This window comes from Pilimelia anulata (assembly GCF_014647895.1).
GTDB lineage: Bacteria > Actinomycetota > Actinomycetes > Mycobacteriales > Micromonosporaceae > Pilimelia > Pilimelia anulata.
This window is the reverse complement of sequence record NZ_BMQB01000001.1, coordinates 99,544-125,093: the sequence shown is the minus strand read 5'-3', so window position 1 is coordinate 125,093 and position 25,550 is coordinate 99,544. Positions and strand designations below refer to the sequence as shown.

Annotated in this window: 20 protein-coding genes; 11 read left to right on the top strand and 9 right to left on the bottom strand. The window is 77.3% G+C overall.

All coding sequences use genetic code 11. The annotated features are described in order from the left end of the window. Positions 1-48 precede the first annotated feature (48 nt). Genes IEY94_RS00590 through IEY94_RS00550 form a run of 9 tightly spaced genes read right to left on the bottom strand, consistent with a single transcriptional unit; the run spans position 49 to position 14,322 of the window. On the bottom strand, positions 49-5,565 hold the full coding sequence (locus IEY94_RS00590; protein WP_189168011.1) for a non-ribosomal peptide synthetase: 5,517 nt from the start codon (positions 5,563-5,565) through the stop codon (positions 49-51). A 52-nt stretch (positions 5,566-5,617) separates the two neighbouring features. Beyond that, the gene (locus tag IEY94_RS00585; RefSeq protein ID WP_229783208.1) at positions 5,618-7,129 is read right to left on the bottom strand and encodes an ABC transporter ATP-binding protein; all 1,512 of its coding nucleotides are present in this window, start codon (positions 7,127-7,129) and stop codon (positions 5,618-5,620) included. Continuing rightward, positions 7,126-7,911 carry an ABC transporter permease subunit gene (locus tag IEY94_RS00580; protein WP_189168010.1) on the bottom strand — a complete coding sequence of 262 codons (786 nt, stop codon included), beginning with the start codon at positions 7,909-7,911 and terminating at the stop codon, positions 7,126-7,128. The genes IEY94_RS00585 and IEY94_RS00580 overlap by 4 nt, the downstream gene beginning before the upstream one ends. Then, positions 7,908-8,867: an ABC transporter permease gene (locus IEY94_RS00575; protein WP_229783207.1), complete on the bottom strand. Its 960-nt coding sequence runs from the start codon at positions 8,865-8,867 to the stop codon at positions 7,908-7,910. The genes IEY94_RS00580 and IEY94_RS00575 overlap by 4 nt, the downstream gene beginning before the upstream one ends. Continuing rightward, positions 8,864-9,559 (bottom strand): VOC family protein, encoded by a 696-nt coding sequence (locus tag IEY94_RS00570; RefSeq protein ID WP_189168009.1) that lies wholly within the window; start codon positions 9,557-9,559, stop codon positions 8,864-8,866. The genes IEY94_RS00575 and IEY94_RS00570 overlap by 4 nt, the downstream gene beginning before the upstream one ends. Beyond that, positions 9,556-10,641 (bottom strand): Gfo/Idh/MocA family oxidoreductase, encoded by a 1,086-nt coding sequence (locus tag IEY94_RS00565; protein WP_189168008.1) that lies wholly within the window; start codon positions 10,639-10,641, stop codon positions 9,556-9,558. The genes IEY94_RS00570 and IEY94_RS00565 overlap by 4 nt, the downstream gene beginning before the upstream one ends. Then, entirely contained in the window at positions 10,638-11,993 is a 1,356-nt protein-coding gene (locus IEY94_RS00560) for a salicylate synthase (RefSeq protein WP_229783206.1), read from the bottom strand. Before IEY94_RS00560 ends, IEY94_RS00565 begins: the two co-directional genes overlap by 4 nt. A gap of 2 nt (positions 11,994-11,995) precedes the next feature. Beyond that, entirely contained in the window at positions 11,996-12,766 is a 771-nt protein-coding gene (locus IEY94_RS00555; RefSeq protein ID WP_189168007.1) for a thioesterase II family protein, read from the bottom strand. A 2-nt stretch (positions 12,767-12,768) separates the two neighbouring features. Next, entirely contained in the window at positions 12,769-14,322 is a 1,554-nt protein-coding gene (locus tag IEY94_RS00550; protein ID WP_189168006.1) for an ABC transporter substrate-binding protein, read from the bottom strand. 211 nt (positions 14,323-14,533) lie between these two features. Between IEY94_RS00550 and IEY94_RS00545 the strand changes: the two genes are divergently transcribed. The 11 genes from IEY94_RS00545 to IEY94_RS00495 all read left to right on the top strand — a co-directional run bounded on the left by IEY94_RS00545 (position 14,534) and on the right by IEY94_RS00495 (position 25,519). Next, on the top strand, positions 14,534-16,378 hold the full coding sequence (locus IEY94_RS00545) for an ABC transporter ATP-binding protein (RefSeq protein WP_229783205.1): 1,845 nt from the start codon (positions 14,534-14,536) through the stop codon (positions 16,376-16,378). Continuing rightward, positions 16,375-18,135: an ABC transporter ATP-binding protein gene (locus IEY94_RS00540; RefSeq protein WP_189168005.1), complete on the top strand. Its 1,761-nt coding sequence runs from the start codon at positions 16,375-16,377 to the stop codon at positions 18,133-18,135. Before IEY94_RS00545 ends, IEY94_RS00540 begins: the two co-directional genes overlap by 4 nt. Continuing rightward, positions 18,132-18,893 carry a TetR/AcrR family transcriptional regulator gene (locus IEY94_RS00535; RefSeq protein WP_189168004.1) on the top strand — a complete coding sequence of 254 codons (762 nt, stop codon included), beginning with the start codon at positions 18,132-18,134 and terminating at the stop codon, positions 18,891-18,893. Before IEY94_RS00540 ends, IEY94_RS00535 begins: the two co-directional genes overlap by 4 nt. Before the next feature lie 143 nt (positions 18,894-19,036). Next, positions 19,037-19,609, top strand: coding sequence for a copper chaperone PCu(A)C (locus IEY94_RS00530; RefSeq protein ID WP_189168003.1), 573 nt, complete (start codon positions 19,037-19,039; stop codon positions 19,607-19,609). Continuing rightward, on the top strand, positions 19,606-20,832 hold the full coding sequence (locus tag IEY94_RS00525) for a Dyp-type peroxidase (RefSeq protein WP_189168002.1): 1,227 nt from the start codon (positions 19,606-19,608) through the stop codon (positions 20,830-20,832). The genes IEY94_RS00530 and IEY94_RS00525 overlap by 4 nt, the downstream gene beginning before the upstream one ends. Before the next feature lie 23 nt (positions 20,833-20,855). Beyond that, entirely contained in the window at positions 20,856-21,416 is a 561-nt protein-coding gene (locus tag IEY94_RS00520) for a copper resistance CopC family protein (RefSeq protein ID WP_189168001.1), read from the top strand. Positions 21,417-21,435: 19 nt separating this feature from the next. Beyond that, positions 21,436-21,957 (top strand): DUF6879 family protein, encoded by a 522-nt coding sequence (locus tag IEY94_RS00515; RefSeq protein WP_189168000.1) that lies wholly within the window; start codon positions 21,436-21,438, stop codon positions 21,955-21,957. Between the two features lie 417 nt (positions 21,958-22,374). Beyond that, the gene (locus IEY94_RS00510) at positions 22,375-22,578 is read left to right on the top strand and encodes a hypothetical protein (RefSeq protein ID WP_189167999.1); all 204 of its coding nucleotides are present in this window, start codon (positions 22,375-22,377) and stop codon (positions 22,576-22,578) included. Position 22,579: 1 nt separating this feature from the next. Continuing rightward, positions 22,580-23,107 carry a DUF6879 family protein gene (locus IEY94_RS00505; RefSeq protein ID WP_189167998.1) on the top strand — a complete coding sequence of 176 codons (528 nt, stop codon included), beginning with the start codon at positions 22,580-22,582 and terminating at the stop codon, positions 23,105-23,107. Continuing rightward, entirely contained in the window at positions 23,076-23,924 is an 849-nt protein-coding gene (locus tag IEY94_RS00500) for a helix-turn-helix domain-containing protein (RefSeq protein ID WP_268244808.1), read from the top strand. The genes IEY94_RS00505 and IEY94_RS00500 overlap by 32 nt, the downstream gene beginning before the upstream one ends. Before the next feature lie 74 nt (positions 23,925-23,998). Further along, entirely contained in the window at positions 23,999-25,519 is a 1,521-nt protein-coding gene (locus IEY94_RS00495) for a hypothetical protein (RefSeq protein ID WP_189167996.1), read from the top strand. The last annotated feature ends 31 nt before the right edge of the window (positions 25,520-25,550 follow it).

Sequence of the window (25,550 nt, the reverse complement as noted above, 5' to 3'; positions counted from 1 at the left end):
CACCCCCGGCGGCGGCACCGGGTCGCGGCCGGCCGCGGTGCCGGCGGGTCACGCCGGACCACCGGCGGGGGCCAGGGACAGCGCGGCCACGACCTCGGCCAGCGCCGGCGGCTCGATCACGCTGAAGTGGTCGCCGGGCACGTCCAGGATGTCGAACGTGCCGAGGCAGACCTTCTCCCAGTACGGCACGGCCAGGTGCCCGACCCCGGCGGTCACGCCGAACGAGCGGGCCCGGGCGGCGCGCAGGAAGCGCACGTCCCCGACGTACGGCTCGGGGTCGAACCGGGCCGCGCGCATGCTGTGCCGGCACATCCGGAACAGCGCCGGGACCAGCTCCGGCCCGACCGGGACGCCGGCCCGGTCGGCGGAGGCGGCGGCGTACCGGGCGAGCCGGTCGGCCTGCGGCACCGCGGCGGCGCGGCGGGCGGCCGCGGCGACCGCGCGCAGGCCGGCGTCGCCGTCGAGCGCGCCGAGCGCCCCGGCGGGGACGCGGCCGTCGTGCCGGAGCATCAGCTCGTCGATGGCCCGGGCCAGGTCGGCCGGGTCGAGGTCGGGGCCGAGGACGGTGGCGACCGGGTCGAGGTCGAGGTTCGGTACGAAGATCGACTCGAACACCAGCTCCTCGTCGGTCTCGACCAGCATCGGCAGGCTGTCCACCAGGGACAGGTCGACGACCTCGTGGCCGGCGGCCTGGAGCCGGCGGGCCACCTCGATGGCGAGCAGCCCGCCGAGGCAGTACCCGATGAGCTGGAACCGGCGGTGCCCCTGCCCGGCGAGCGCGGTCGCGTAGTCGTCGGCGAGGGCGGCGACGAGGTCGCGGTGGTCGACGGCGAGGTACGCGTCCGGGTCGGCGACCGCCACCCCGAGCACCGGGCCCTGCCCCTGGTCGGCCAGCGCCCGGCCGATCCCCTGGAAGTAGTCGAGCGTGCCGAGCGCGGCGTGGAACAGCACCCGGGCGGGCCCGTCCGCGCCGCCGCCGAACGGGACGAGCAGCGCGTGCCGCCCGGCCCGGACGGTGGCCGGCGCGTCCGCGCCGACGGGCCCCGCGGCGGCCGGGGAGGGCGGGCCGCCGCGGAGCATCGCCGCGAGCGCGGCGACCGTCGGCTCGTTCAGGAGCTGGCGGAGCAGGGTGTCGTACGCGTGCGGGGCGGCCTCGGGGATCTCCTCGCGCAGCCGCCCGGCGACCCGGGCGAGGATGAGCGACTCGGCGCCGTGGTCGTACACGTTGTCGCCCGGCGCGACCCGGGGGACGCCGAGCGCGCCGGCCCACAGCTTGCACAGCCGCCGCTCGAGGTCGTCGCCGACCTCCGGTTCGGCGACGACGCTGCCGCCGAGGACGCCGAGCCGGCGGTCGGCCAGCGCCCGGCGGTCCACCTTGCCGTTGGCGGTCAGCGGCAGCGCGTCGAGGACCTGGATCCGGCCGGGGCGCATGGCCGGCGGCAGCCGGTCGGCGAGCGTCGCCCGGACGTCGTCCTCCCGGACGTCGGCGCGGTCGGAGCGGAACCGGGCGGCGAGCACGTGCATCCCGCGGGCGGCCGGCGGGTCGCCGGGGCCGGGCAGGGCGTGCACGAGCGCGCCGCCGGCCGCGGCGATCCACTGTGCCCACCGGTCAGCGGCGTACAGCGGCGGCTCGCCGTCCGGGTCCGGGCGCATGAGGAAGCCCTGGGTGAGCAGGATGTGCGGCAGCGCCCCGGTCGGCTCGGTGGCGATCAGCCAGCCGCCGGCGGCGAGCAGGCCGGCGACCCGGCGCAGCGCGGCGGCGGGGTCGGCGACGCTGTTCAGCATGCCGGCGCACAGGACCAGGTCGGCGGCGTGCGGGGCGAGGCCCTGCGGGCCGGTGTCCCGGTCCAGGTCGACGACGCCGAAGCTGACGCCGGGCGTGCCGCCGAACCGGTCCCGCGCCTCGGGCAGGAAGGACGGGTTGACGTCGGTGAACAGGTACTCGACCGCGAACCCGGCGAGCAGCGGCAGCACCGCGGCGGTCAGCGCGCCGGTACCGGCGCCCAGCTCGACGACCCGCAGTGGCCGGCCCGCCGGGGCGGCCGCGGCGATCCGGTGGGTGAGCGCGGCGGCGGCGCCGTTGAGGTACCGGCTGGCCGGGTCGTCGCGGTAGATGGCCGCGGCGCGGTCGGCGGCGCCGTCGGGGAAGAGCAGGGCGTACGGGTCCTGCTCGCCGCGCAGCAGCGCGGGCAGCCGGTCGACGTGCTCCCGGTGGTACGCGACGAAGTCCGCCCCCGCCCCGAGGGCGGCGACCCGGTCCCAGGCGGCGGCGACCGCCCCGGCGGCCGGCGGCGCGGGCAGCCGGTACCGGTCGCCGTCGACGGCCAGCGTGCCGGCCGCGGCGAGCAGGCGCAGCCAGTGCCGGACGAGCCAGTGGTGCCGCTCGGCGACGGCGTGCGCGGCGATGACCTCGTCCGCGGTCCGCGGCACCGCCAGGACACCGGCGCCCCCGGGTGCGCCGGTGTCCGCGGTGCCCCCGGCGTCCGCGGTGCCCCCGGCGACCGCGGCGGCGGCGCGGGGGTCGGCGGCGTGCAGGCCGGCGGCGAGGGAGATGAGGGCCGCCGCGCGCAGCGCGTCGGGCAGCGCGGCCGCGGCGTCGGCGTCGACCCGGGCGGCGGCGTACCGGCGGGCCGCGGCGGCCCGGGCGGCGTCGGCGGCCGGGTCCGCGGGCGCCGGCACCCGGCGCGGGGTGACGAAGCCGAGCAACGCCCGGTCCGCGCCGGAGCCGGCGACGACGGCCGCGGCGTCCGCGACGTCGGGGTGCGCGGCCAGCGCCGCCTCGACCTCGCCCAGCTCGATCCGGTGGCCGCGCAGCTTCACCTGCCCGTCCTCGCGGCCGAGGAACTCGATGTCGCCGCCGGGCCGGTACCGGCCGAGGTCGCCGGTGCGGTACAGCCGCTGCCCGTCCACGGCCGGGAAGCGGGCGGCGGTCAGCGCGGCGTCGCCGAGGTAGCCCAGGGCCAGGCCGGCGCCGGTGATGCACAGCTCGCCGGCCGTCCACACCGGCGCGTCCCGGCCGTCGGCGGCGCGGACGCGCCAGCCCTGGTTGGCCAGCGGCCGGCCGTACGGGATGCTCGGCCACGCCGGGTCGACCGCCGCGACCGGGTGGGCGATCGACCAGATCGCCGCCTCGGTGGCGCCGCCGAGGCTGACCAGCCGGGCGGCCGGCAGGGCGGCGGCGCAGCGGGCCGGCAGCGCGGTCGGCAGCCAGTCGCCGGAGGCCAGCGCCAGCCGCAGCGACGGGAGCTGCGCGCTGCCCAGGTAGTCGAGCAGCATGCCGAGCTGGGCGGGCACCGAGTTCCACACCGTGACGCCGTGGGTGCGGACCAGGTCGGCCCAGTGCGACGGGTCGCCCGGCCGGGCCGGGTCGGGCAGCACCAGCGTGCCGCCGCGGGTCAGCGGCCCGAAGATGTCGTACACCGACAGGTCGAAGCCGAGCTGGGCCAGCCCGAGCACCCGGTCGTCGGCGCCGACGCCGTACCGCCGGTCGATGTCGTCGATGGTGTTGGCGGCGGCCCGGTGGCTGACCAGCACGCCCTTGGGCGCGCCGGTGGAGCCGGAGGTGTAGATGACGTACGCGGGGGCGTCCGGGTCGCCGCCGCCCGGCGCCGGCGCGTCGGCCGGCGGCAGCGTGTCGACGGCGACGACCGGGCACTCCCCCACCCCGGTGGTGTCGGTGCCGGCGGCGGTCAGCACCAGGCGGGCGTCGGCGTCGGCGAGCAGCCGGGCCCGGCGCAGCGGCGGCTGGTGCACGTCCACCGGCAGGTACACCGCGCCGGCCAGGCCGCAGCCGAGGACCGCGGCGACCTGCGCCACGCCCTTCGGCGCGAGCACGGCGACGACCTGCCCGGCGGCGACGCCGTGCGCGCGCAGCGCCGCCGCGACCGCGGCGGCGGAGCCGGCCAGCGTGCCGTACGTGGTGGGGCCGGCGGCGTCGACCACCGCGACCCGGTCGGGGTCGGCGGCGGCGCGGGCCAGGAAGCCGTCGGTGAGCAGCCGGTCCGGCAGCGGCCCGGCGGTGTCGTTGGCGGCGGCCCGCTCGGCGGCCTGCCACGCCGGCAGCGGCACCGGGCGCGGGTCGGCCCACGCGCCGGGGCCGGCGGCGAGCGCGTCGAGCAGGTCGGTGAACGCGGCGAACATGTCGGCGGCGACGCCGTCGGGCAGCACGCCCTGCCGGACGTCCCAGTGCACGACCAGCTCGCCGGCGTCCTCGCCGACCTGGCAGTCGAGGACGACCTGCGGGGTCTGGGTGACGCCGTACCCCGGCCGGCCGGCGCCGCGCGAGTCGATCCCGGCGGCGGCGCCGAGCGCGCTGGTGAACACCACCGGCAGCCGGGCCGCCTCCCGGCCGCGCCGGCGGGTGACCTCGCGCAGCACCTCGACGCCGGAGAACAGCCGGTGGTCCAGGTCGGTGTACAGGCGGGTGCCGAGCGCCGCCGCGGCCGCGGCGAACGGCTGCCCGGCCGGGTCGGCGACGTCGAGCACGTTGACGGAGGTGAAGTCGCCGACGATCCGGTCCACGCCCGGGTGCAGGGGCAGCCGGTTGAGCAGGGTGACGCTGAGGGCGAACCGCGGGTGCCGGCTCCACCGGCGCAGCACCGCGGCGTACGCGGCCAGCACCGCCGTCGCCGGGGTGAGGTCGTGCGCGCCGGCCCGCTCGGTCAGCGCCGCCCAGCGGTCGGCGGGCAGCCGGTACCCGTGCCGGGCGAACCGCGGCGGCCCGGCCGGCGGGCCGGCGGCGGGGGCGGCGGGTAGCTCCGGGGCGGGCGGCAGGTCGGCGGCCCGCCCGGTCCAGTACGCGCGGTCCCGGGCGTACCGGGGGGTGTCGCGCAGCCGCCGCTCGGCGACCAGGTAGTCGCGGAAGGTCAGGTCCAGCGGCGGCAGGGCGTCGGCCCGGCCGGCGAGGACGGCGTCCAGCTCGGCGAAGAGGATGCCGGCGCTGGCCCAGTCGGCGACGAGGGTGTCCAGCGAGGTGTGCAGGACGTCGCCGGCGTCGGTGCGGGTGACCCGCAGGGTGAACAGCGGCCAGGTCGCCGGGTCGTACACCGCGTGGTCCAGCTCGGCCCGGGTCCGGTCGAGGTGCGCGGCCAGCGCCGCCGGGTCGGCGCCGCGCAGGTCGGCGGCGGCGATCCGGTACCGCGGCACCTCGGCCAGCACCTGCTGGTGGCCGTCGGGGTGGACGGTGGCGCGCAGCATGTCGTGCCGGGCGACGAGCAGGTTCCAGGCGTCCTCGGCGGCGGCCGGCGGCAGCTCGGGGAAGGTGAGTTCGAGGTACCCGTGGCAGGCGACGCCGCCGAGGTCGAACGAGTCGCGCCGGCCCAGCAGGTACGCCGTCTGCACGTCGGTCAGCGGGAACGGCTCGTGCCGGGCGGCCGGGTCGGCGGCGGCGGCCGGGGTGTCGGCGGCGGCGAGCAGCGCGAGCAGCGCCGGCTTGTGCGCGCGCAGCGCCGCCCGGTGCTCGGCGCCGAGGGCGCCGGCCGGGGCGCGGAACCGCAGCGCGTCGCCGTCGGCCCACAGCCGGACGCCGAGCGCGGTCAGCTCGCTCAGCAGGTGTTCGGGGGTCATGTCGGGCTCACTCCTACGGGCGTGCGGGGGCAGCGGGCAGAGGGGCAGTGGTTCAGGTCCGGGCCGCCGGGCGGAGCAGGCGGGCGGCGAGGGCGTGCACGTCGGCGCCGGGCGGCAGCAGCGCGGCGGTCGGTCCGGTGGTGAGGACCCGGCCGCCGGCGAGCACCAGCAGCCGGTCGGTGCCCGCGGCGACCCGCGGGTCGTGGGTGATCAGCGCGACGGCCAGGCCGCGGCCGGCCCGCAGCTCGGCCAGCAGCGCGAGCACCCCGGCGGCGGTGCCGTCGTCCAGGGCGGCGGTGGCCTCGTCGCAGATCAGTACCCGCGGGTCGGTGACCAGGGCGCGGGCCAGCGCGACCCGCTGCCGCTGCCCGCCGGACAGCTCGGCCGGGCGGCGCCCGGCGCAGTCCGGCGGCAGGTGCACGGCGGCGAGCAGCGCGGCGACCCGGCCCCGCTGGGCGGCCCGGTCGCGGACGCCGAGCAGCGTGCGCATCGGCCGGGCCAGCGCGGTGAACACGTCCTGCCCCGGGTGCAGCGCCTCGGCCGGGTGCTGGCCGACCAGCCCGATCGCGCCGCGCTGGGCGGCGTCCCGGTCGCGCACGTCGGCGGGGAGGACGGCGTCGCCGAGCCGGACCTCGCCGGCCGCCGGCCGGTGCAGGCCGACCAGGCAGCGGGCCAGGGTGCTCTTGCCGACGCCGGAGATCCCGAGCACGCCGAGGCTCTCCCCCGCGGCGACGGCGAGGTCGACGCCGTCCAGGACGGTCGCGCCGCCGTACCCGGCGGTCAGGCCGACGGCGCGCAGCAGCGCCGGGCGGGGGCGGCCCGCGGCCGGGCGGGCGGTCAGCGTGGGCGGGTGCGGGCTGCGGGTGACCGACGGGCGCCGGCACGGCGGCGGCGCCGGGGTGCCCAGCGTGCCCTCGGGCAGCCGCAGCACCTCGTCCACCAGGCCGCCGACGGAGGCGAGGTCGTGGCTGATCCACAGCAGCGCGACGCCGTCGGCGCGCAGCCGGGCCAGCTCGGTCCGGACCTCGTCGCGGGCGAGCAGGTCCAGCGCGGTGGTCGGCTCGTCCAGCACGAGCAGCCGGGGGCCGCGGGCGAGCGCGGCGGCGAGCGCGACACGCTGCTGCTGGCCGCCGGAGAGCTGGTGCGGGTACCGGCGGGCGAACGCGGCGTCGCCGGGCAGGCCGACCCGGTGCAGCAGCGCGGCGACCGTGCCGGCGCGGTCGCGCCGGGGCACCCGGCGGCCGGTGGCGGCGAGCAGGGTGGCGCCGAGGCGGGCGTACGGGTTCAGCGACAGGCCGGGGTCCTGGCCGACGTACCCGACGGGCGGGCGGTCGCCGCCGGCCGCGGGCAGCACCCGCCGGCCGCCGACGGTGACGGTCCCGCCGACGTGCCGGATGCCCGGCCGCAGGTGCCCGAGGACGGCCAGCGCGGTCGTGGTCTTGCCGGAGCCGGACGGGCCGACCAGGGCCAGCGCGCCGCCGTCCGGGCAGGACACGGTCAGGTCGGCGACGATCGTCGTACCGCCGGTGGCGAGGGTGAGCCGGTCCAGCCGGACGGCGCTCACCGGGCACCCCGCGGCCGCTGCGCCCGGTCGGCGAGCAGGTTCACGCCGACGGCGAGCACGGCGATGGCGAGCACGGGCGCGAGCAGCGCCCACGGTTGCAGCGGCGCGCCGGGCAGCGCCTCGACGATCAGCGAGCCCCAGTCCGGGCCGGCGGTGCCGACGCCGAGGAAGCCGGCGGCGGCGACCAGGTACACGGCGCCGACGAACCGGATCCCGGCGTCGGCCAGCAGCACCCCGCCGACCAGCGGCAGCAGCTCCCGGCCGATCAGCCAGGGCCATTTCTCGCCGCGGGCGACGGCGACCTCGACGTGGCCGCGGCCGGCGACCTGCGCGCCGGCCGCGGCGGCGAGCCGGGCGGTCAGCGGCAGCGCGGCGAGCGCGACGGCGAGGATCAGCCCGGCCCGGTGCGGCCAGGCGGCGAGGACGAGCAGCATGAGCACGACGGCCGGGACGGCGGCGAGCGCGTCCAGCGGCCGGGTCAGCGCGGCGGCCAGCCAGCGCCGGCGGGACACGGCGGCGGCGAGCCCGAGGCCGGCGCCGGCGAGCGTGCCGAGCAGCGCGCCGGCAAGGCTGGTCAGCACGAGCGGCCGGGCGCCTTGCAGCAGCCGGGAGGCGACGTCCCGGCCGAGGTGGTCGGTGCCGAGCCAGTGGGCGCCGGACGGCCCCCGGTACGGCGGGCCGACCGGTACGGCGGCGTCGTGCGGGGCCAGCGCGGGCCCGGCGACGACGCACAGCGCGAGCACCCCCGCGGCGACGGCGGCGCCGGCCCAGCGGCGGTTCATGCGGTACCGCCGGTGCGCAGCCGCGGGGTGAGCAGGACCAGGGCCACGTCGGCGAGCAGCAGGGCGCCGAGCATCGCCCCGCCGAGCAGCAGCACGATCGCCTGCACCACCGGCAGGTCGCCGGTCTGCACGGCGGTGACCAGCGCCTCGCCCAGCCCGGGGTAGCCGAACACCCGCTCGACCAGCACCGCCCCGCCGATCAGGCTGACCCCGGTGACCAGCCACACCTGGACGGCGACCGGCAGCACGGCCGGGACGACGGCCCGGCGCACGAGCGGCCAGCCGCGGGCGCCGTTGAGCCGGGCGCACTCCACGTGCGGGGCGGCGGCGCTGGCCGCGGCGGCGCCGCGGATCACCCGCAGCGCGTGCGCGGAGCTGACCAGCAGCAGGCTGAGCACGGGTAGGACGAGCACCTCGGGGCGGTCCAGCGGCCCGGTCCCGGACGGCAGCAGCGCGACCGCCGGCAGCACCGGCCAGGCGACGGCGAAGGCGAGGATGAGCGCGGCGGCGACGACGAACTCCGGCACCGACACCAGCAGCAGCGCCGCCGCCGACACGCCCCGGTCCGCGCCGCTGCCGTGCCGCAGCCCGGCCCACACGCCGACGCCGAGCGACAGCGGGACGAGCAGCGCCAGGCAGACCGCGGCGAGCAGGCCCGAGTTGGCCAGCCGGCCGGCGAGCAGGTCGCCGACGGGCCGGCCGGAGACCGAGGTGCCGAGGTCGCCGGTGGCGAGGTCGGCGAGCCAGCGGCCGTACCGGGCCAGCACCGGGTCGTCCAGGCCCAGCCGGGTCCGCGCCTGCGCGACCTGCTCGGCCGAGGCGGTGACGCCGAGCCGGGCGGTGACCGGGTCGCCGGGCAGCAGGTCCACCCCGACGTACACCGCGGCCGAGAGCAGGAGCAGCAGCCCGGCGCTGCCGAGCAGCCGCGGGCCGAACCGCCGCAGCACGGCGCTCACGCCGCTGCCCCTGCCCTCAGTGCCGCCCCGTGCAGGAGGGCGGCGTCGGTGGCGCCGGGCCAGCCGGCGATGGTGACCGCCGTGACCGCGGTGCGCTGCGCCGGCCGGACGTCGAACACCGGGTCGCCGCCGGTGATCCGGTCGAACGCGGCGGCGTCGGCGGAGTGCACGTCCACGTGCACGGCGGCGATCCCGGTGGCGCCGTTGGCGTGCGCGACGTCGGCGGGACGCTGCGGCGGCCGGTACGGCGAGACCAGGAACGGCACCCGGTCGGCCCGCGGGTAGGCGAACGCGAACCGGACGACGTCCCCGTCCGGGCGGCGCCGCCGCCACCGCCACTGCCGCCCGACCGGCACCCCGGCGGCGCGCAGCCCGGCGATCACCTCGCCCAGCGGCGCGGCCTCGTCGACGACGGCGACGTCGCACAGGCCCTCGTCCTGGACCGCCCAGCGGACCATCCGCCGCCCGGAGCCGCGCCCGCCGACCAGGTCGATCGGCAGCCGCATGTGCCGGGCCGACGCCGGGGTGGTGAGCAGCTCGATGATCGGCCCGTCGGCGAACCAGACGTGCGCGTGCTGGGCGGTGGCCGGGTCGGTGGCGTACCGCACGTCGAAGCCCAGCGCCCGGTAGTCGGCGACCGCCCGGGCCAGGTCGGCGACCCGGACCAGGACGTGGCTGCACCGGCGGCTCACCACGCGCCCCCGACCAGCGCCGGGGCGACCACGGGCGGCTCGGCCGGCCGGATCAGCCGGGGCATCCCCAGCCGCCCGGTGAGGTCGGCCCACGCCTGGCTGACGCCCAGTGCCCACACCCCGGCGGCGGCCCGGCGGGCCGGGTCGCCGATGTCGGCGGCGAGGTCGTGCAGGGCGGCCCGGACGGCGTCCGGCCACAGGTCGGCGAACACGTCGTGGAAGCTGCCGGCGGCCGTGCCGGGGACGGCGGCGTGGCTGGGCGCGGCCAGCCGCTCGGTGCCGGCGCCGGCGGTGACCAGCCGGCCGGTGTGGTCGCGCGGGGCGTGCAGCCGTGGCTGCCAGGTGACGGGGCCGTGGGTGTCGGCGAGGGTGAGCAGGCCGCCGTCGAAGCCGACCTCGATCCGGTGCATGAGGTGGGCGTGGTTGTCCGGGTCGTCGGGGTGCACCTCGTTCTGGACGCGCAGCGTCACCGGCACCCCGCCGACGGCGGCGTGCAGCAGCCGGAACGGGTGCGGCTGCCCGTCGATACCGCCGGGGTCGGCGGCGGGGTCGGCGAACGCCCACGGCCGCAGCCCGCCGGCGAGCCGGCCGAGGATGTCGACCAGCGGGTACGCCACCTGGCTGTTGGTCGCGGCGGCGAGGTACCGCACCGGCCCGTGCGCGCGCAGCGCGGCGGCGACCGCGAGCAGCTTGCGCACCGGCCGCAGCCACGGGTACAGCGTGTGCACCGCGTACGCCGCGCCGCCGGCCCGGGCCGCGCGCAGGCAGTCGGTCAGCTCGGCGGCGTGCACGGGGTGCTCGTGCAGGACGTGGATGCCGCGGGCCAGCAGCGCCCGGGCCACCTCGGCGCCGGGCCCGCCGGTGGCGCCGGAGCGCAGCACGACGCAGGCGATGTCCACGTCGTCGGGTACCTCGTCCGCGGTGGCGTGGAAGGGCACGCCGTGCGCGGCGGCGAGCGCCCGGGACCGCTCGCTGCCCCGGGCGAGCACCCCGGCCAGCGCGAACGCCGGATCCCCGGCGACCGCGTCGAGGTACACCCGGCCGAAGCCGGTGCCGGCGACGACGACGCGCAGCGGTCTCACGGCGCCACCCCGGCGACCGCGGCGGCGGGGTGGGCGTCGCCCGGCGACCGCTGCGCGACCAGGTACCGGGACACGCTGCGCAGCTTCTCCCTGGTCTCCTCCAGCTCCCGGTCGGCGGTCGAGTCGGCGACCACGCCGGCGCCGGCGCGCAGCCAGGTCCGGCCCGCCCGGCGGAACACGCTGCGCAGCACCAGGGCGGCGTCGAGCGCGCCGTCGGGGTCGACGGTCAGCACCGCGCCGGAGTACAGGCCCCGGTGCTCGGCCTCGCCGGCCCGGATCGCCGCGCACGCCGCCGGCTTCGGGATGCCCGAGGCGGTGACGGCGGGGAACAGCGCGGCGAGCACGTCCCAGGACGTCCGGCCGGCGGCCCGCTGCCCGGTCACCTCGGAGGCGAGGTGCTGCACGCTGCCCCGCTCGGCGACGCCCATGAACTGCCGGACGGCGACGCTGCCCGGCGCGCACACCCGCTCCATCTCGGCCACGGCGAGCCGGACGGAGATGGCGTGCTCGAAGACCTCCTTGGCGTCCCGGTACAGCTCGGCCCGGCGGCCGGCGTCGCCCGCCCCGGACAGCGCCCGGGTGCCGGCGAGCGGCTGGGTGCGCACGGCGCCGTCGGCGCCGACCTGCACCACCACCTCGGGGCTGAACCCGGCGGCCTCCCAGCCGCCCCAGCGCAGCAGGTACGAGCGGGCGGGGGTGTTGGCCCGGCGGCCGGCGAGGTACGTCGCCGGCAGGTCCACCGGCACCCCGACCTCGACCAGCCGGGACAGGATGACCTTGTCGTACCCGCCGGCCCGGATCCGGGAGACCGCCGCGGCGACCGCCGCCCGGTAGGCCGGGTCGTCGGCCCGGCTCCACGCGTCCGGCAGGGCCGGCGGCGCGGCGGGCGCGTCGGCGGCGGCGACGGCGGCGAGGACGCGCCCGCGCAGGTGCTCCAGCGCCGCCGGGTCCTCGGCGTGCAGGGTGACCGCGCCCGGCGTGCAGATCACCTCCCGGCGCGGGACGGCGACGTGCAGCAGCGCGGCGTCCGGGTCGGGGCGCCCGCCGAGCAGCAGGTGGGCGGCCTCGAAGCTGATCCAGCCGTACGCCCGCCGGCCGGCGCAGTGCGCGGCGACCGCCCGCCCGGCGGCGGCCAGCGGCGCCCCGTACAGCGGCCGGGGCGGCCCGCCGTCGACCAGCAGGCCGGCGGCGGTGAGGGTGACGGCGGCGCGCTCGCCCTCGGCGACCGCGACCCGGCCGTCGTCCTCGTAGGTCAGGTAGGGCCCGTCGGCAGTACGGGCCAGGGCGGCGGCCAGCGCGGTCGGCTCGGCGGCCGTGCGCCAGCGCAGGGTGTGGGGGTACGGGGTGGGCACCGCTAGTCCCTTTCGACGACGACGGGGTGGCAGAGCGCCGGCGCGGCGGTCCGCGCGCCGGCGAGCAGCAGGTCGAGCACCGCGCGGCGGCGCGGCAGCAGGTAGAAGTGGTCGCCGGGCTGGACCGACAGCGCGAACGCCCCGCGGGTGTGCGCGGCCCAGCCGCGGGCGAGGTCCGGCCCGACCTCGCCGTCGGCGTCGCCGACCACCGCGGTGATCGGGGCGCGCAGCAGCGGCCCGGGCGCGTGCCGGTACGTCTCGGCGGCCCGCAGGTCGGCACGGATGCCGGGCAGGAAGATCGCCCGGGTGTCCGGCCGGCTCAGCAGCAGGGTCGGCCCGCCGAGGGCGGCCAGCTCGGCGACCAGGGCGTCGTCGGCCAGCTCGTGCCGGATCCGCTCGGGCGGCACGGCCGGCGGGCGCCGGCCGGACACCACCAGGGCGAGCGGGGTACCGGCGTCCAGCCGCCGGGCCACCTCGTACGCGACCAGCGCGCCCATGGAGTGCCCGAACAGGACCAGCCCGTGCTCCCCCAGGCCCGCCGCGGCGGCGGCGAGCGGGTCGGCGAGCGCGGCGATGTCGGTCCGGGGCGGCTCGTCGAGCCGGTCCTCGCGGCCGGGGTACTGCGCGCACCACAGCCGCAGCCCGGCGGCGCGGGCGTCGGCGGCCCACGGGCGGAAGAAGCTCGCGGCGCCGCCGGCGTGCGGGAAGCAGACCACGTCCGGGGCGGGCCCGGCGGGGCCGCCGAGGGCGGGCAGCCAGGGGTCGGCGGACATCGCTACCCCGTCAGCCCGGCGCGGCCGAGGTACGGGTACTTGGCCGACTCCCGCACCTGGATGCCGCCGACGGTCCGGCGGGCGAGGCTGAGCACGTCGGCCCGCCCCCAGACGATCCAGTTGCCCCGGTCGGCCATCACCCGCTGCGCGGTCCGCCAGGCGGCGGCCCGGGCGGCCTCGTCGGTGGTGGCCAGCGCGGTGCCGAGCGCCCTGGTCAGCTCGGGGTCGGGGAAGGCCAGCGACGGGTACGCCGCCGACCGGGCGTAGATCACGCCGAGGGGGAACGCGCCGAGCGGGAACGCCATCAGGTCGGCGCCGGCCAGCCCCGCCGGGGTGAACGCCTCGGCCGGGCCGACGAGCTGCGCGCTCGCCTTGAGGCCGAGCTGCTTGAGCTGCTCCACGTAGAGCTGGGTGGCGGCATTCAGGCCGGTCTCGTAGTCGGAGCTGCGGATGACCAGCGGCGCGCCGGCCGCGCCGGCCCCGGCGAGCAGGGACCGGGCCCGGTCGACGTCGCGGCCCAGCACGGGGGTGTCGTCGGCGAAGTACTGGGCGCCGCGGCCGTACAGGTCGTTGGCCACCGCGCCGTACCCGAGCAGGACGGTGTCGACGAGCGCCTGCCGGTCGACGGCGAGCCGCAGCGCCAGCCGCACCCGCGGGTCGGCGAGCGGCTTGCGGGTGGTGTTCATCACGAACCCGTAGCCGACCCGCTGCGCCTCGCCGGCGGTCCGCACCTCCAGGTCGGCGGCGCCGGCGCCGGTGCGGGCGATGGCGAAGGGGATGTCGGCGGCGTGGTCGGCCTGGCCGGCGCGGACGGCGTTCACCCTGGCCTGCGCGTCGTTCACGCTGGCGATGACGAGGGTGTCGGCGTTGGGCGGGCCGTTCCAGTGTCCGTCGTACCGGCCCAGCGTGGCGTCCTGGCCGGGCGCGAACCCGGTCAGCCTGTACGCCCCCGTGCCGACGAGCTTGCCGGCCGTGAACGCGGTCGTCCCGTTCTTGACGATCATGAGCTGGGCGCCGGCGAGCAGGCCGGCGGGGTCGCCGACCGGCTTGTGCGTGGGCACCCGCACCGTCAGCGCGCCGGTGGCCACGGCCCGGGTCACGTCCAGGTAGGTGGTCAGCTCGCTCGGGTACGGCCGGTCCGGCGCGGCGAGCCGGGCCAGGCTGAACACCACGTCGCGGGCGGTCAGCTCGCTGCCGTCGTGCCAGGTCACGCCGGGCCGCAGCGTGATGGTCACCGTACGCGCGCCGGCGCCCGGCTCGGCCCGCAGCGCCAGCGCCGGCGTGGTCCGCCCGTCGACGACGGTGAACAGCGGGTCGAAGACGACCAGGCAGCGGGCCAGCTCGGCCGGGCTGAACACGCTGGCCGGGTCCATCGTCTCGGTGGCGCCGGCGCCGACGAACGTGAAGCGGACGGTGCCGCCGCGCTGCGGCGCGCCGGTGCTGCCGGTGACCGGCCCCGCCGCGGTCCGGCCGCAGGCGCCGAGGGCCGCGAGGGCGGCGGCGGTGCCGAGGGGGAGTCCGGTCAGCCGTAGTAGTTCCCGCCGGGACAGGGTCACCCGTTCCTCCTGAGCTGTGTTACTGGCGTACGCAAAAACTTTGGGTACCCTCAGTGGGCGTTCGAGAGCCATCATGGCATGCGCCTCGCGACCCTGTGAAGAGGAAAGTTTCACCTGGACAGGGCACATGAAATGGTGGAATATGACCATTCCTCGCTCTTCTGAGGACGGCCGATCAGGACGCGTACACCGTACTCCAAGAAGGCCGGAGATGGAAATGGTTGTCACTAGTGAACGTGCCGCGGCCCCCGCGGCCGCCGCACCGGGGGCCCCCGCCGCGCCGCCCGCCCCGGCCCTCGGGTCGCTGCTGGCCCCCGTCCGCGGCCGGCTGTACCGGGCGGCGGCCCTCGCGGCCGTCGGCGCCGCCGTCGGGGTGGCGGGCTTCGCCGCGGTCGCCGTCGCCCTCGCCGCCCTGCTCGCGCCCGACCCCGACCCGGCCCGGATCGGCCTCGCGCTGGCCGCCGCGCTCGCCGGCCTGCTGATCCGGTTCGTGCTGCGCGCCCTCGCCCTGCGGGTGTCCCACTTCGCGTCGTTCGACCTCGAGGTCGACCTGCGCACCCGGCTCGCCGACCGGATCGGCACGCTGCCGCTCGGCGCGGTGCACCGGCTCGGCGCCGGCGCGATCAAGAAGGTCGTGCAGGACGACGTCCGCTCGCTGCACATCGCCGTCGCCGACTGCGTGCCGCTGGGCGCGTTCGGCGTCGTCCAGCCGGTCGCCGCGCTGGTCGCGCTCGCGGTCCTGGACTGGCGGATGGCGCTCGGGGTGCTAGTCCTCGGGCCGGTGGTCGCGGTCGGCATGCGGCTGGCCACCCGGGACCACGCGGCCGTCCGCCGGCGGTACGACGCGGCCAACGAGGACATCAACGCCGCCGTCGTCGAGTTCACCCAGGGCATGCCGGTGGTCCGCACGTTCGACGACGGCAGCACGTCGTTCCGCCGGTTCGCCGACCGGGTCGCCGCGTTCACCGAGGCCACCGCCGCCTGGCAGCGCACCGGCCGGGGCGCCGCGATCCTCACCCGGCTGGCGCTCGGCCCGCTGCCGACGCTGGCGATCGTCCTCGCCGCCGGCACGTGGCTCGTCGCCGACGGCGCGATGTCGCCGGTCGGGCTGCTCGCCGGCCTGCTGCTGGGCACGCTCCCGGTCGACTCGATCATGCCGCTGATGTACCTGTCCCACCAGCTCCACGAGTCCCGGGCCGGGGCGCTGCGCATCCGCGAGCTGCTCGACCTGCCGCCGCTGCCCGAGCCGGCCGTACCGCGGCACCCGGCCGACGCGTCGGTCGCGCTGCGCGGCGTCCGGTTCGGCTACGACACCGGCCCGGCCGGCCGGTGGGCGCTGGACGGCGTCGACCTCGACGTGCCCGCCGGCACGGTCTGCGCGATCGTCGGCGCGTCCGGCTCCGGCAAGTCCACGATCGCCCGGCTGATCCCCCGGTTCTGGGACGTCGCCGAGGGCCGGATCGAGGTCGGCGGGGTGGACGTCCGGGACATCCCGAGCGATGTCCTGCTCCGGCACGTCGCCCTGGTCTTCCAGGAGCCGTTCCTGGTCAACGACACCGTCGCCGCCAACCTGCGGCTCGGCCGCCCCGCCGCGACCGACGCGGAGCTGCGCGCCGCCGCCCGGGTCGCCGGCGCGCACGACTTCATCGACCGCGAGCTGCCCGCCGGGTACGACACCATCGTCGGCGAGCGCGGCACCGCCCTGTCCGGCGGCCAGCGGCAGCGGCTCACCATCGCCCGGGCCGTCCTCGCCGACGCCCCGATCATCGTGCTGGACGAGGCCACCGCGTTCGCCGACCCGGAGAGCGAGGCCGCCATCCAGGCGGCGATCGCCGGCCTGACCCGCGGCCGGACGGTGATCGTCATCGCCCACCGGCTGTCCACCATCACCGACGCCGACGCGATCGTGGTCCTCGACCGCGGCCGGGTCGCCGAGCGCGGCACCCACGCCGAACTGCTCGCCCGCGACGGCCGGTACGCCCGGCTCTGGGCCCACCACGAACGGGCCAGCGCCTGGGGCCTGGGCACCACCCGCACCCCGGAGGTCTCCCGATGATCCGCATCCTGCGGCTGGCGCTGCTGTCCGCCGGCTCGTTCCGCGCGCAGCTCCGCTCCTGCCTGTGGGCCACCGCCCTCGCGGCGCTCGCCCAGACCGTCGCGTACCTGGCGCTGATCCCGCTGCTCGCCGCCCTCACCCGGGACCCGGTCGACGCCGCCGCCGCGTGGCGCTGGTGCGCGGTCTTCGCCGCCGCGTACGCCGTCGAGTCCGCGCTGCGCCTGCACGAGCTGCGCTTCCAGTACACCCACTGGGCCAGCGTGCTGGCCGAGCTGCGGCTGCGCCTCGGCGACCAGCTCCGCCGGATGCCGCTGCGCGAGTTGGAGCGGCGCGCGGCCGGCGACCTCAGCACCGTCGTCGGCGGCAACGCCGCCAACGCCTCGATGGGCGTGTCCACGCTGAGCCTGCTGTTCCTGCAACTGGTCACCGTCCCGGCGATCCTCGGCGCCGTGATCATCGCGGTGGACTGGCGGCTCGGCCTGGTGCTGGCCGCCGCCACCCCGGTCGCGGTCGCGTTCGTCCGCCGGATGCAGCGCGTCTCCGGCGCCGGCTTCCGCCGGCTCGACGCCGCCGACGCCCGGGCCGCCGACCACGTCATCGAGTACGTCCAGGGCCTGCCGGTGTGGAAGGCCACCGGCCAGCTCGGCCCGTCCGCCCGCCGGCTGGTCGGCGCGCTGGAGCGGCAGGGCGAGGAGATGGGCCGGATGCAGCGCCGGCTCACCATGCCCGGCATCCTCGCCACCAGCACCGTGCAGGTCTGCCTGGTCGCGATGGTCGCCGTCGGCGCCGGGCTGGTGCTCGCCGGGTCGCTGTCGCTGCCGCTGCTGCTCGGCCTCACCGCCGCCGCCGTACGGATGGCCGAGCCGCTGGCCACCGCCGCCGCGATGACCGGGGTGTTCGAGCTGACCGACGCCGCGCTGGAGCGGGTCGGGGACGTGCTCGCCGTACCGCCGCTGCCGGTCGACGGCCGGGACCGCCGGATCACCCGGTTCGACCTGTCCCTCGAGGACGTCACGTACGGCTACGACCCGGCCGGCGTGCCGGTCCTGCGCGGCCTGACCCTGGCCGCGCCCGAGCGCCGGCTGACCGCGCTGGTCGGCCACTCCGGCTGCGGCAAGACCACGGTCACCCGCCTGCTCACCCGGTACGCCGACCCCGCCTCCGGCGCCGTCCGGATCGGCGGCGTGGACCTGCGCGGCCTCGACCCGGCCGAGATCCACCGGCACATCTCGGTGGTCTTCCAGGACGTGTACCTGTTCGACGACACCGTACGCGCCAACATCGCCATGGGCCGCCCCGACGCCACGCCCGAGCAGGTCGAGGCGGCCGCCCGGGCGGCGAACGCGCACGACTTCATCACCGCCCTCCCCGCCGGGTACGACACCCCGGTCGGCGAGATCGGCGGTCGGCTCTCCGGCGGCGAGCGCCAGCGCATCTCGCTGGCCCGGGCGATCCTGAAGGACGCCCCGATCGTGCTGCTCGACGAGCCGACCGCCGCGCTGGACACCGAGAGCGAGGTGGCCGTCCAGCGGGCCATCGACGCGCTGGTCGCCGACCGCACCGTGCTGGTCATCGCCCACCGCCTGTCGACGCTGGTCTCGGCCGACCGCATCCTGGTCCTGCACGACGGCGCCCTGGTCGAGCAGGGCCGGCACGAGGAGCTACTGGCCGCCGGCGGCCGGTACGCGGCGATGTGGGCGGCCCAGCACCGGGCCCGGCACTGGCGGGTCCCGGCGCCCACCGGGGTGCCGGGGTGAGCCCGCCGGCCGGCGACCGGGCTCCGGGCCGCCGGCCGCCCGTGTGGTACAAAACGCCGCGGACCCCGGGTCCGGGGTCCCCGCCGACGAGGGAGGCGACCGCGATCGCACCACCGACCCGCCGCCGGGCCCGCGCCCTGCACCCCGACACGATCATCGGCGAGGCGCTGCGCCTGGTCCGGGCCGAGGGCCTGGCCGCCGTGACCATGCGCCGGGTCGCCGAGCGGATGGACACCGCGCCGATGTCGCTGTACCGGCACGTCCAGGACCGCGAGGCCCTGCTCATCGGCATGCTGGACGCCGTCGCCCTCGGCATCGTGCTGCCGCCCGTCGCGGGCGACGCCCGGTCCGAGATCACCTCGGTGCTGGGCGCCATCCACGACGCGCTGCGCCGGGACGCCTGGGCGATCCCGCTGATCGTCACCGAGGGCCTGGCCGGGCCGTCGATCCTGCCGGTGCTGGAGCGGCTGTTCGCCGCGCTGGAGCGGACCGGCCTGCACGCCCGGGCCTGCATGGTGGCGTTCAAGCTGCTCTGGCAGTACGCGATCGGCGAGCTGATGGACACCCACCCGATCGGCAGCGACCGGTCGTTCGCCCGGGACATGGCGATGATGGCGGATGCGGCGCGCTTCCCGGCGTTCGCCCGGGCGGTCGAGGTGTTCCGCGAGGGCGGCGCCAGCGACCACTTCACGGAGAACCTCCAGCGCCTCCTCGACGGCCTCCTCCCCCCGTACACCGCCCGGGGCACCGGCCCCTGACCGGACGGCCGCCCGCCCCCGGCCGGGCGGCGGCCCGGGATGTCCGGTTCGCGGCCGGTGCGACTATTCGCGGGACGCCGGGAACTCGCGGCGGGGTGGGACCGACCAACCTTGGTATCGTCCGAATCCCCGGAGGCCCACCCATGCGCACCCACGCAGTCCTCTCCCGCATCGCCCGGCCCGCCGCGCTGCTGGCCGCCGCCGCCCTCGCGGTCACCCTGGCGGGCTGCGGCTCGTCGTCGGCCAAGACCGAGCCGCAGGCCGCGCCGAGCCCGTCCCCCGTCGAGCCGGTACGCGTCCAGGACGCCTGGGTGAAGGCCACGGACAAGGGCATGACCGGGGCGTTCGGCATCCTGGTCAACGACTCCGACGCCGACGTGACCATCACCGGCGCGACCACCGAGCTGTCGCCGATGGAGCTGCACGAGATGGCCATGAAGGATGGCAAAATGGTCATGCAGGAGAAGAAGGACGGATTCGTCCTCAAGGCCAAGACCAGCCACAAGCTCCAGCCCGGCAGCGACCACCTGATGCTGATGAAGCTCAAGCGGCCGATCCCCGCCGGCGAGCAGGTGACGATCACGCTGAACCTCGCCGGCGGCAAGACGCTGCCGTTCACCGCCGTGGCCAAGCCGTTCACCGGCGCCGGCGAGAGCTACCGCCCCGGCTCCGGCCCGACCTCGGGCGCGCCGTCGCCCACCGCGAGTCACCCATGACCGATAGCACCCCGAACCGACCGCTGGCGAGCAGGCGCGGCCTGCTCGCCAGCGCCGCCCTGGCCGGCACCGCCGCGGCCGGGGCGGCGGCGGGCGCCGCGGTGACGGCGGCGGCCGGCGCCGGAGCGCCCGCGCCGGCGCCGGCCGCGGTCGGGTCGGCGGTGGAGCCGTTCCACGGCGCCCGGCAGGCCGGCGTCGCCACCGATCCGCAGGCCCACGCGGCGTTCGTCGCGCTCCGGCTGCGCCCCGGCGTCGACCGGGCGGCGCTCGGCCGGATGCTGCGCCTGCTCTCCGACGACGCCGCCCGCCTCACCGCCGGCGTCCCGGCCCTGGCCGACACCGAACCCGAACTCGGGCAGATCCCGGCCCGGCTCACCGTCACGTTCGGCTTCGGGCCCGCCCTCTACCGCGCCGCCGGCCTGGACGCCCGCCGCCCGGCCTCGCTGGTGGAGCTGCCGCCGTTCAGGATCGACCGGTTGCAGCCGCGCTGGTCCGGCGGCGACCTGCTGCTCCAGATCTGCGCCGACGACCCGATCACCGTCGCGCACGCCCAGCGGGTACTGGTCAAGGACAGCCGCCCCTTCGCCACCGTCGGCTGGGTCCAGCAGGGCTTCCGCCGCGCCGCCGCCGCGGAGCCGTCCGGGCGCACCCAGCGCAACCTGTTCGGCCAGCTCGACGGCACCGCCAACCCCACCGGCCCCGCCCTCGACGCCGCGGTCTGGACCCCCGACGGCCCGGACTGGGCCCGCGACGGCAGCACGCTGGTCCTGCGCCGGATCTCCATGAACCTGGAGACCTGGGACCTGCTCGGCCGCAGCGACCGCGAACTCGCCGTCGGCCGCACCCTGGACACCGGCGCCCCGCTGACCGGCACCGCCGAGCACGACGAGCCCGACTTCGCGGCCACCGGCTCCGACGGCCTGACCGTGATCCCGGACTTCTCCCACCTCACCCGTGCCCGGGTCGGCGGCGACGACCGGCTGCGGCTGCTGCGCCGCCCGTACAACTACGACGGCGTACCCGACGCCGCCGGCAACGCCGACAGCGGCCTGATCTTCGCCTCTTACCAGGCCGACATCACCCGCCAGTTCCTCCCCATCCAGCGGCGCCTCGCCGAACGGGACCTGCTCAACCAGTGGACGACCCCGATCGGCTCGGCCGTGTTCGCCATCCCGCCCGGCTGCCCGCCGGGCGGCTGGGTCGGCCAACAACTCCTCGGCTGACCCCGTCCCGGAAAGAGATCCCGATGCGCATCCCCGCTCCCCGCACCGCGGCCGCGGTCCTCGCCGGCCTCGTGCTCGCGCTCGCGTCGGCGGCCCCGGCCGCCGCCCACAACCAGCTCACGTCGGCCAGCCCCGCGAAGAACGCCACGCTCGCGGTGGCGCCGAAGGCGGTGGCGCTGACGTTCATGCAGCCGCTCAACCCCGACTTCACCACGATCACGGTCACCGACGGGAACCAGCAGGCCGTACCCACCGGCGCGCCCGCCGTCGCCGGTACCAAGGGGACGGTCACGATCAGTCGGGCGCTGGCGAACGGGACCTACCGGGTCGCGTACCGGGTCGTCTCCACCGACGGCCACCCCGTCCAGGGCTCGTACACGTTCACGGTCGACAACCCGGCGGCCACGACCCCGCCGACGACGCCGGCCGGACCTACCGCGGCGCCGAGCCCGAGCCGCGCGGCGTCCGCCGACCCCGCCGACGGGGGGCTGTCGGTCGGGTGGCTGGTCGGCGGCGCCATCGTGCTACTTGCTGTTGCCGCCGCCGCGGGGCTGCTCCTCCGGCGCCGCGCCACCAACCGCTAGCCATCACCCGGGGGTGCGCGTGTTCGAGGTTGATCGCGACGAGTTCGTACGCCGGTACAGTGCCATCGACCGCGACTGGGTGCACATGGAGCTGCGCGACTCCTACGGCGTCCCCGGCGACGTCGAGCCGTTCGCCCAGTGGCAGCGCGGCGAGCCGGTGGACACCTCCTACCTCGACGACTGGCACGCACTCGTCCGGCGGCTGTCCGGCGCGGGCCGGTCACTGCGGCGGATCGAGGTGGTGTGCGAGCCGCTCGGCGACTACCACCGGTTCGTGCACGACACGATCAAGCCGATCGTGGACGCCGGCGAGCCGACCCGCTGGTGCCCGCGGGAGCGGGTGACGACGCAGGCGTTCCCCGGTACGGACTTCTACATGCTGGACGGCCGGACCGCGATGTTCCTGCACTACGACGGGCAGGGCGTGGTCAGCAAGCGGCTGGTGTCCGAGGACCGCGCGGTGGTGGAGTTCTGCGGCCGGGTCTTCGAGGACGTCTGGCGCGTCGCCACCGACCACGACGCCTACCGTCCCCCGAGCTGAGGTGAGGTGAAGGGCCGCGCGACGACAGTGGCGCGGCCGCGCGTACGGCGCCTGGCCTCGGGGACGCTCGCTGCCCGGACCTGAATGAACCTGACCACGGGCTCCCGGTCCAGCATGCGCTGCTCCGCCTTGACGCTGATCCACAGATCGCCCCATCCTCACGGACGTCACCCACTGCCGACACCGTCACGAGGATCGCACCGCGACCGCGCCGGTACTCCGACTCCCGCAGGATCAACAAGTCACCGGACCGCGCGGCGTCAGGGGTTTGCCCGGATCGCACTGCCGCAACGACTCTCGCTGCGCGCCGACCAGCGACACCACGGGTATGCAGCAGCTTGCAGCTTTACCCTGCGCCCGGCCACGGCGAGAATCGCCGAGATGCAAGCCGCTGCACACCTCCTAAGGGGAGCTGAAGTGGACCTTCAGTTCGTCGGCAAGGACCCGGGATCGGCCGAGAACAACTCGCCCACCGTGTACCGCTGCGCCGAGCGGCAGAGCTGGGTGATGCAGGGATTCAAGATCGACGCCGACACTCGCGCCATGCTGGACATCCCCGACCATGAGGACGCGGTCGAGGTGCCGTATCGCATGCTGCCCTTCATCACCCTCGAGGGCTGACGTGCAGGAGATCACTTACGACGAGTTCGTGGACCGCTACGAGGCGATCTCCTCGGGATGGGATCACATGGAGTTCCGGGACGGGTACGGCACCGCCCGCGAGCTACCCCGCTTCGCGACGTGGCAGGAGACCGGCATCGATGATGGCGCCTGGCTCGACAATTGGTGCACGAAGGTCTCATCGATCGCGTCGGCCGGAAGGCGTCTCCGCCGATTGAAGGTGGTATCCGATCCGGTCAGCAGCTATCACCGCTGGATCGCATCGATCGTCCACCGCATCGACGCCGCCGGCGAAAGCCACCGCTGGTGCTATCGACCGGCCACAGCCGGCATACCGCAACCCGGCGCCGACTTCTACCTCCTGGACGACTCAGCCGTGATCTTCTTGCACTTCGATGCCGAGGGACGGCCGAACGGCTATACGTTCACGAGGGTGTCCGAGACCGTCGAGCTTTGCCGCTCGGCCTTCGAGACGGTGTGGGAGACCGCGACACCACATGGTGAGTTCGCCCTACAGCTCAATCGCTGACGCCCGCAAGGAGTTGGGCGCCCGTCTTCGGCAGGTGCGTCAGGGCGCCGGCCTGACGGGGCGGGCGCTCGCCGCGCTGTGCGGCATGCACTCCACCCGACTGTCCCGATTGGAGCACGGCAACCAGGTCCCCACCGAGCGGAACATCCGCGACTGGTGCCACCACTGCGGCGTCCCCGAGCTGGCCCCGGAGCTGCTCGCCACCCTGCACGCGCTCGACACGGCGTACGTCGAGTGGAAGGCCCGCTTCCGCGGCGGCCTGAAGGGCTCGGGCGGGCCCACCACCCGGACGCTGTACGCGCGGACGGCCGTGTTCCGCATCCACGAGCCGCTGATCATCCCCGGCATCCTCCAGACCACGGACTACATGCGCAGCCTGCTGGCGTACCTGTACGAGCTGCACCGCATCCCCCACGACCTCGACGAGACGATCCGGTTCCGGCAGGAGCGGGCCGCGCTCGCGCTGAATGGCGACAAGCGGGTGCTCGTGGTGCTGTTCGAGGAGGCGCTGCGCTTCCGCTACTCGCCCCCGGACGTCCACGCAGCGCAGCTCGTCCACCTGCTGTCGCTGGCCGAGCTGCCGTTCCTCTCGCTCGGCGTCGTACCGACCGACTCCGCGCACCGCGGCGTCTCGGCCTGCGGGTTCTGGATCTTCGACGCGCACACCGTTCAGCTCGCCATCCCGTCGGCGGAGATCAAGGTGACCCGGCCGCAGGAGATCGACCTGTACGAGCGGTGGTTCGCCGAGCTGCAGAGCCGGGCCGCGTACGGCCGGGACGCCGCGCGCCTGATCGCCGCCGCCCTGCGCGCACCGTAGGCCGCCCCGCCGCCGGCGAGGCGGCCGGGCCGGTTTCCTCAGGCCGGGCGAGCGGGCGGTCGATGGTGCCGCTCGTGACTTCTCCCGAGCAGCCCGCGCCGGTCGAGCCCGTCATCGAGATCGAACCGGACACCCCGACCGATCCCACCCCACTCGCCCCCGAGCGGCGCCGCCGCGGCCGGTTCGTCGCCGTCGGCGCCGCCGCGGTTGCCGTGGCGCTGCTCGCCGGCGGCGGTACGTTCGCCGTCGCCGCCTGGAACCGCGCCCTCGGCCGCCAGCCCGCCGACGCCCTGCCCGCGTCGGTGTTCGCCTTCGCGCAGCTCGACCTGCGCCCGGGCCTCGGGCAGCGGGTGGCCGGCGACGCGCTGGTGCGCCGGGCCGGCGCCGCCGGGTCGCCGGTGGACCTGTTGCGGGAGCTTCGCTCGCCGCTGGCCGAGATGCTCGACCTCAAGGACACCAAGCTGCACACGTGGTGGGAGGGGCGCGCGGGGACGGCGAAGTGGACCCACGGCGGGCAGCTCGTCACGCTGGCCGCCGTCGCCAGCGCCGACGATGCGCGGACCAGGGCGGCGCTGTCCGCGGTCCGGGATGCGCGGGCGAAGGGCAAGGGCAGCAAGCTCGGATTCGTGCTCGCCGACGGGTACGCGGTGATCGCCGTGGCGGACCGGACGGACAGCCAGGCGGCCGCCGAGGCGGCGGTGGCCGAGGCCCGGGCCGCGTCGCTGGCCGACGACGCCGGGTACCGCGGGGCGGTCCGCCGGCTGCCCGCCGACCGGCTCGCGGTCGGCTGGGCGGACCTGGACCGCGTCCGCACGGCGCCGCCGGCCCTGCTCGCGGAGCTGACGCCGGGCCTGTCGCCGGGCGAGGTCGAGAAGTACCTGCACGGCGTCGTGGTCGCCGCGGCGACGGCGGCCGACGGCGCGCTGGAGGTCCGCAGCCGGCTGATCGGCGGCACCCTGCCGCGCAGCGACGCCCCGGCCGCCCGCGGGTGGCTGGACGACACGCCGGGCCGCCCGGCGCAGGCGACCGCCGCGGAGCTGCCGGGCGGCTTCGGGGTCGACACCCTGATGCTCGACTCGGCGGCGTTCATGCTGCTGCCCGCGCCGTCGGGCGACGCGGCCGGCGGCGGGGACTACGAGGAGGTGGCCGCGGGCGTGTTCGAGCGGCACGAGCGCGACATGCGGGCCGGACGGGCGGGGATCGACTCGGTCAACTCCGTCGGGCCCGGTTCGGGGGCTACCGTGGATGTCCGCATGGTGGACGCCGCCGCGGCCCGCCGGTTGGGGGCCGCGGCCACGCGGGCGTTCGGCCGCGGCGCCGTGGTCCGGGTCGCGGGCGATCGGGTCAGCGTGACCGGCGCCGGCCGCCGCGCGGCGGGGTCCCGGCTCGGTGACGACCCGACGTACCGGCGGGCGCTGGCGGGCGTGCCCGCGTCGGCGGAGGTGGCGACCTTCATGGGCGAGCAGATGTGGGACTCCGCGGCCGAAGCCGCCGGGGGCGACTTCCGCCCGACCCGGGCGATCGAGGCCGTCGGGGCCGGGTACTGGTACGACGGCGCGGACACCGTCGGGCTCGCCCGGGTGCTCGTCGGCTGACCGCCCCGGGGCGCCATCACTCACCGTACGA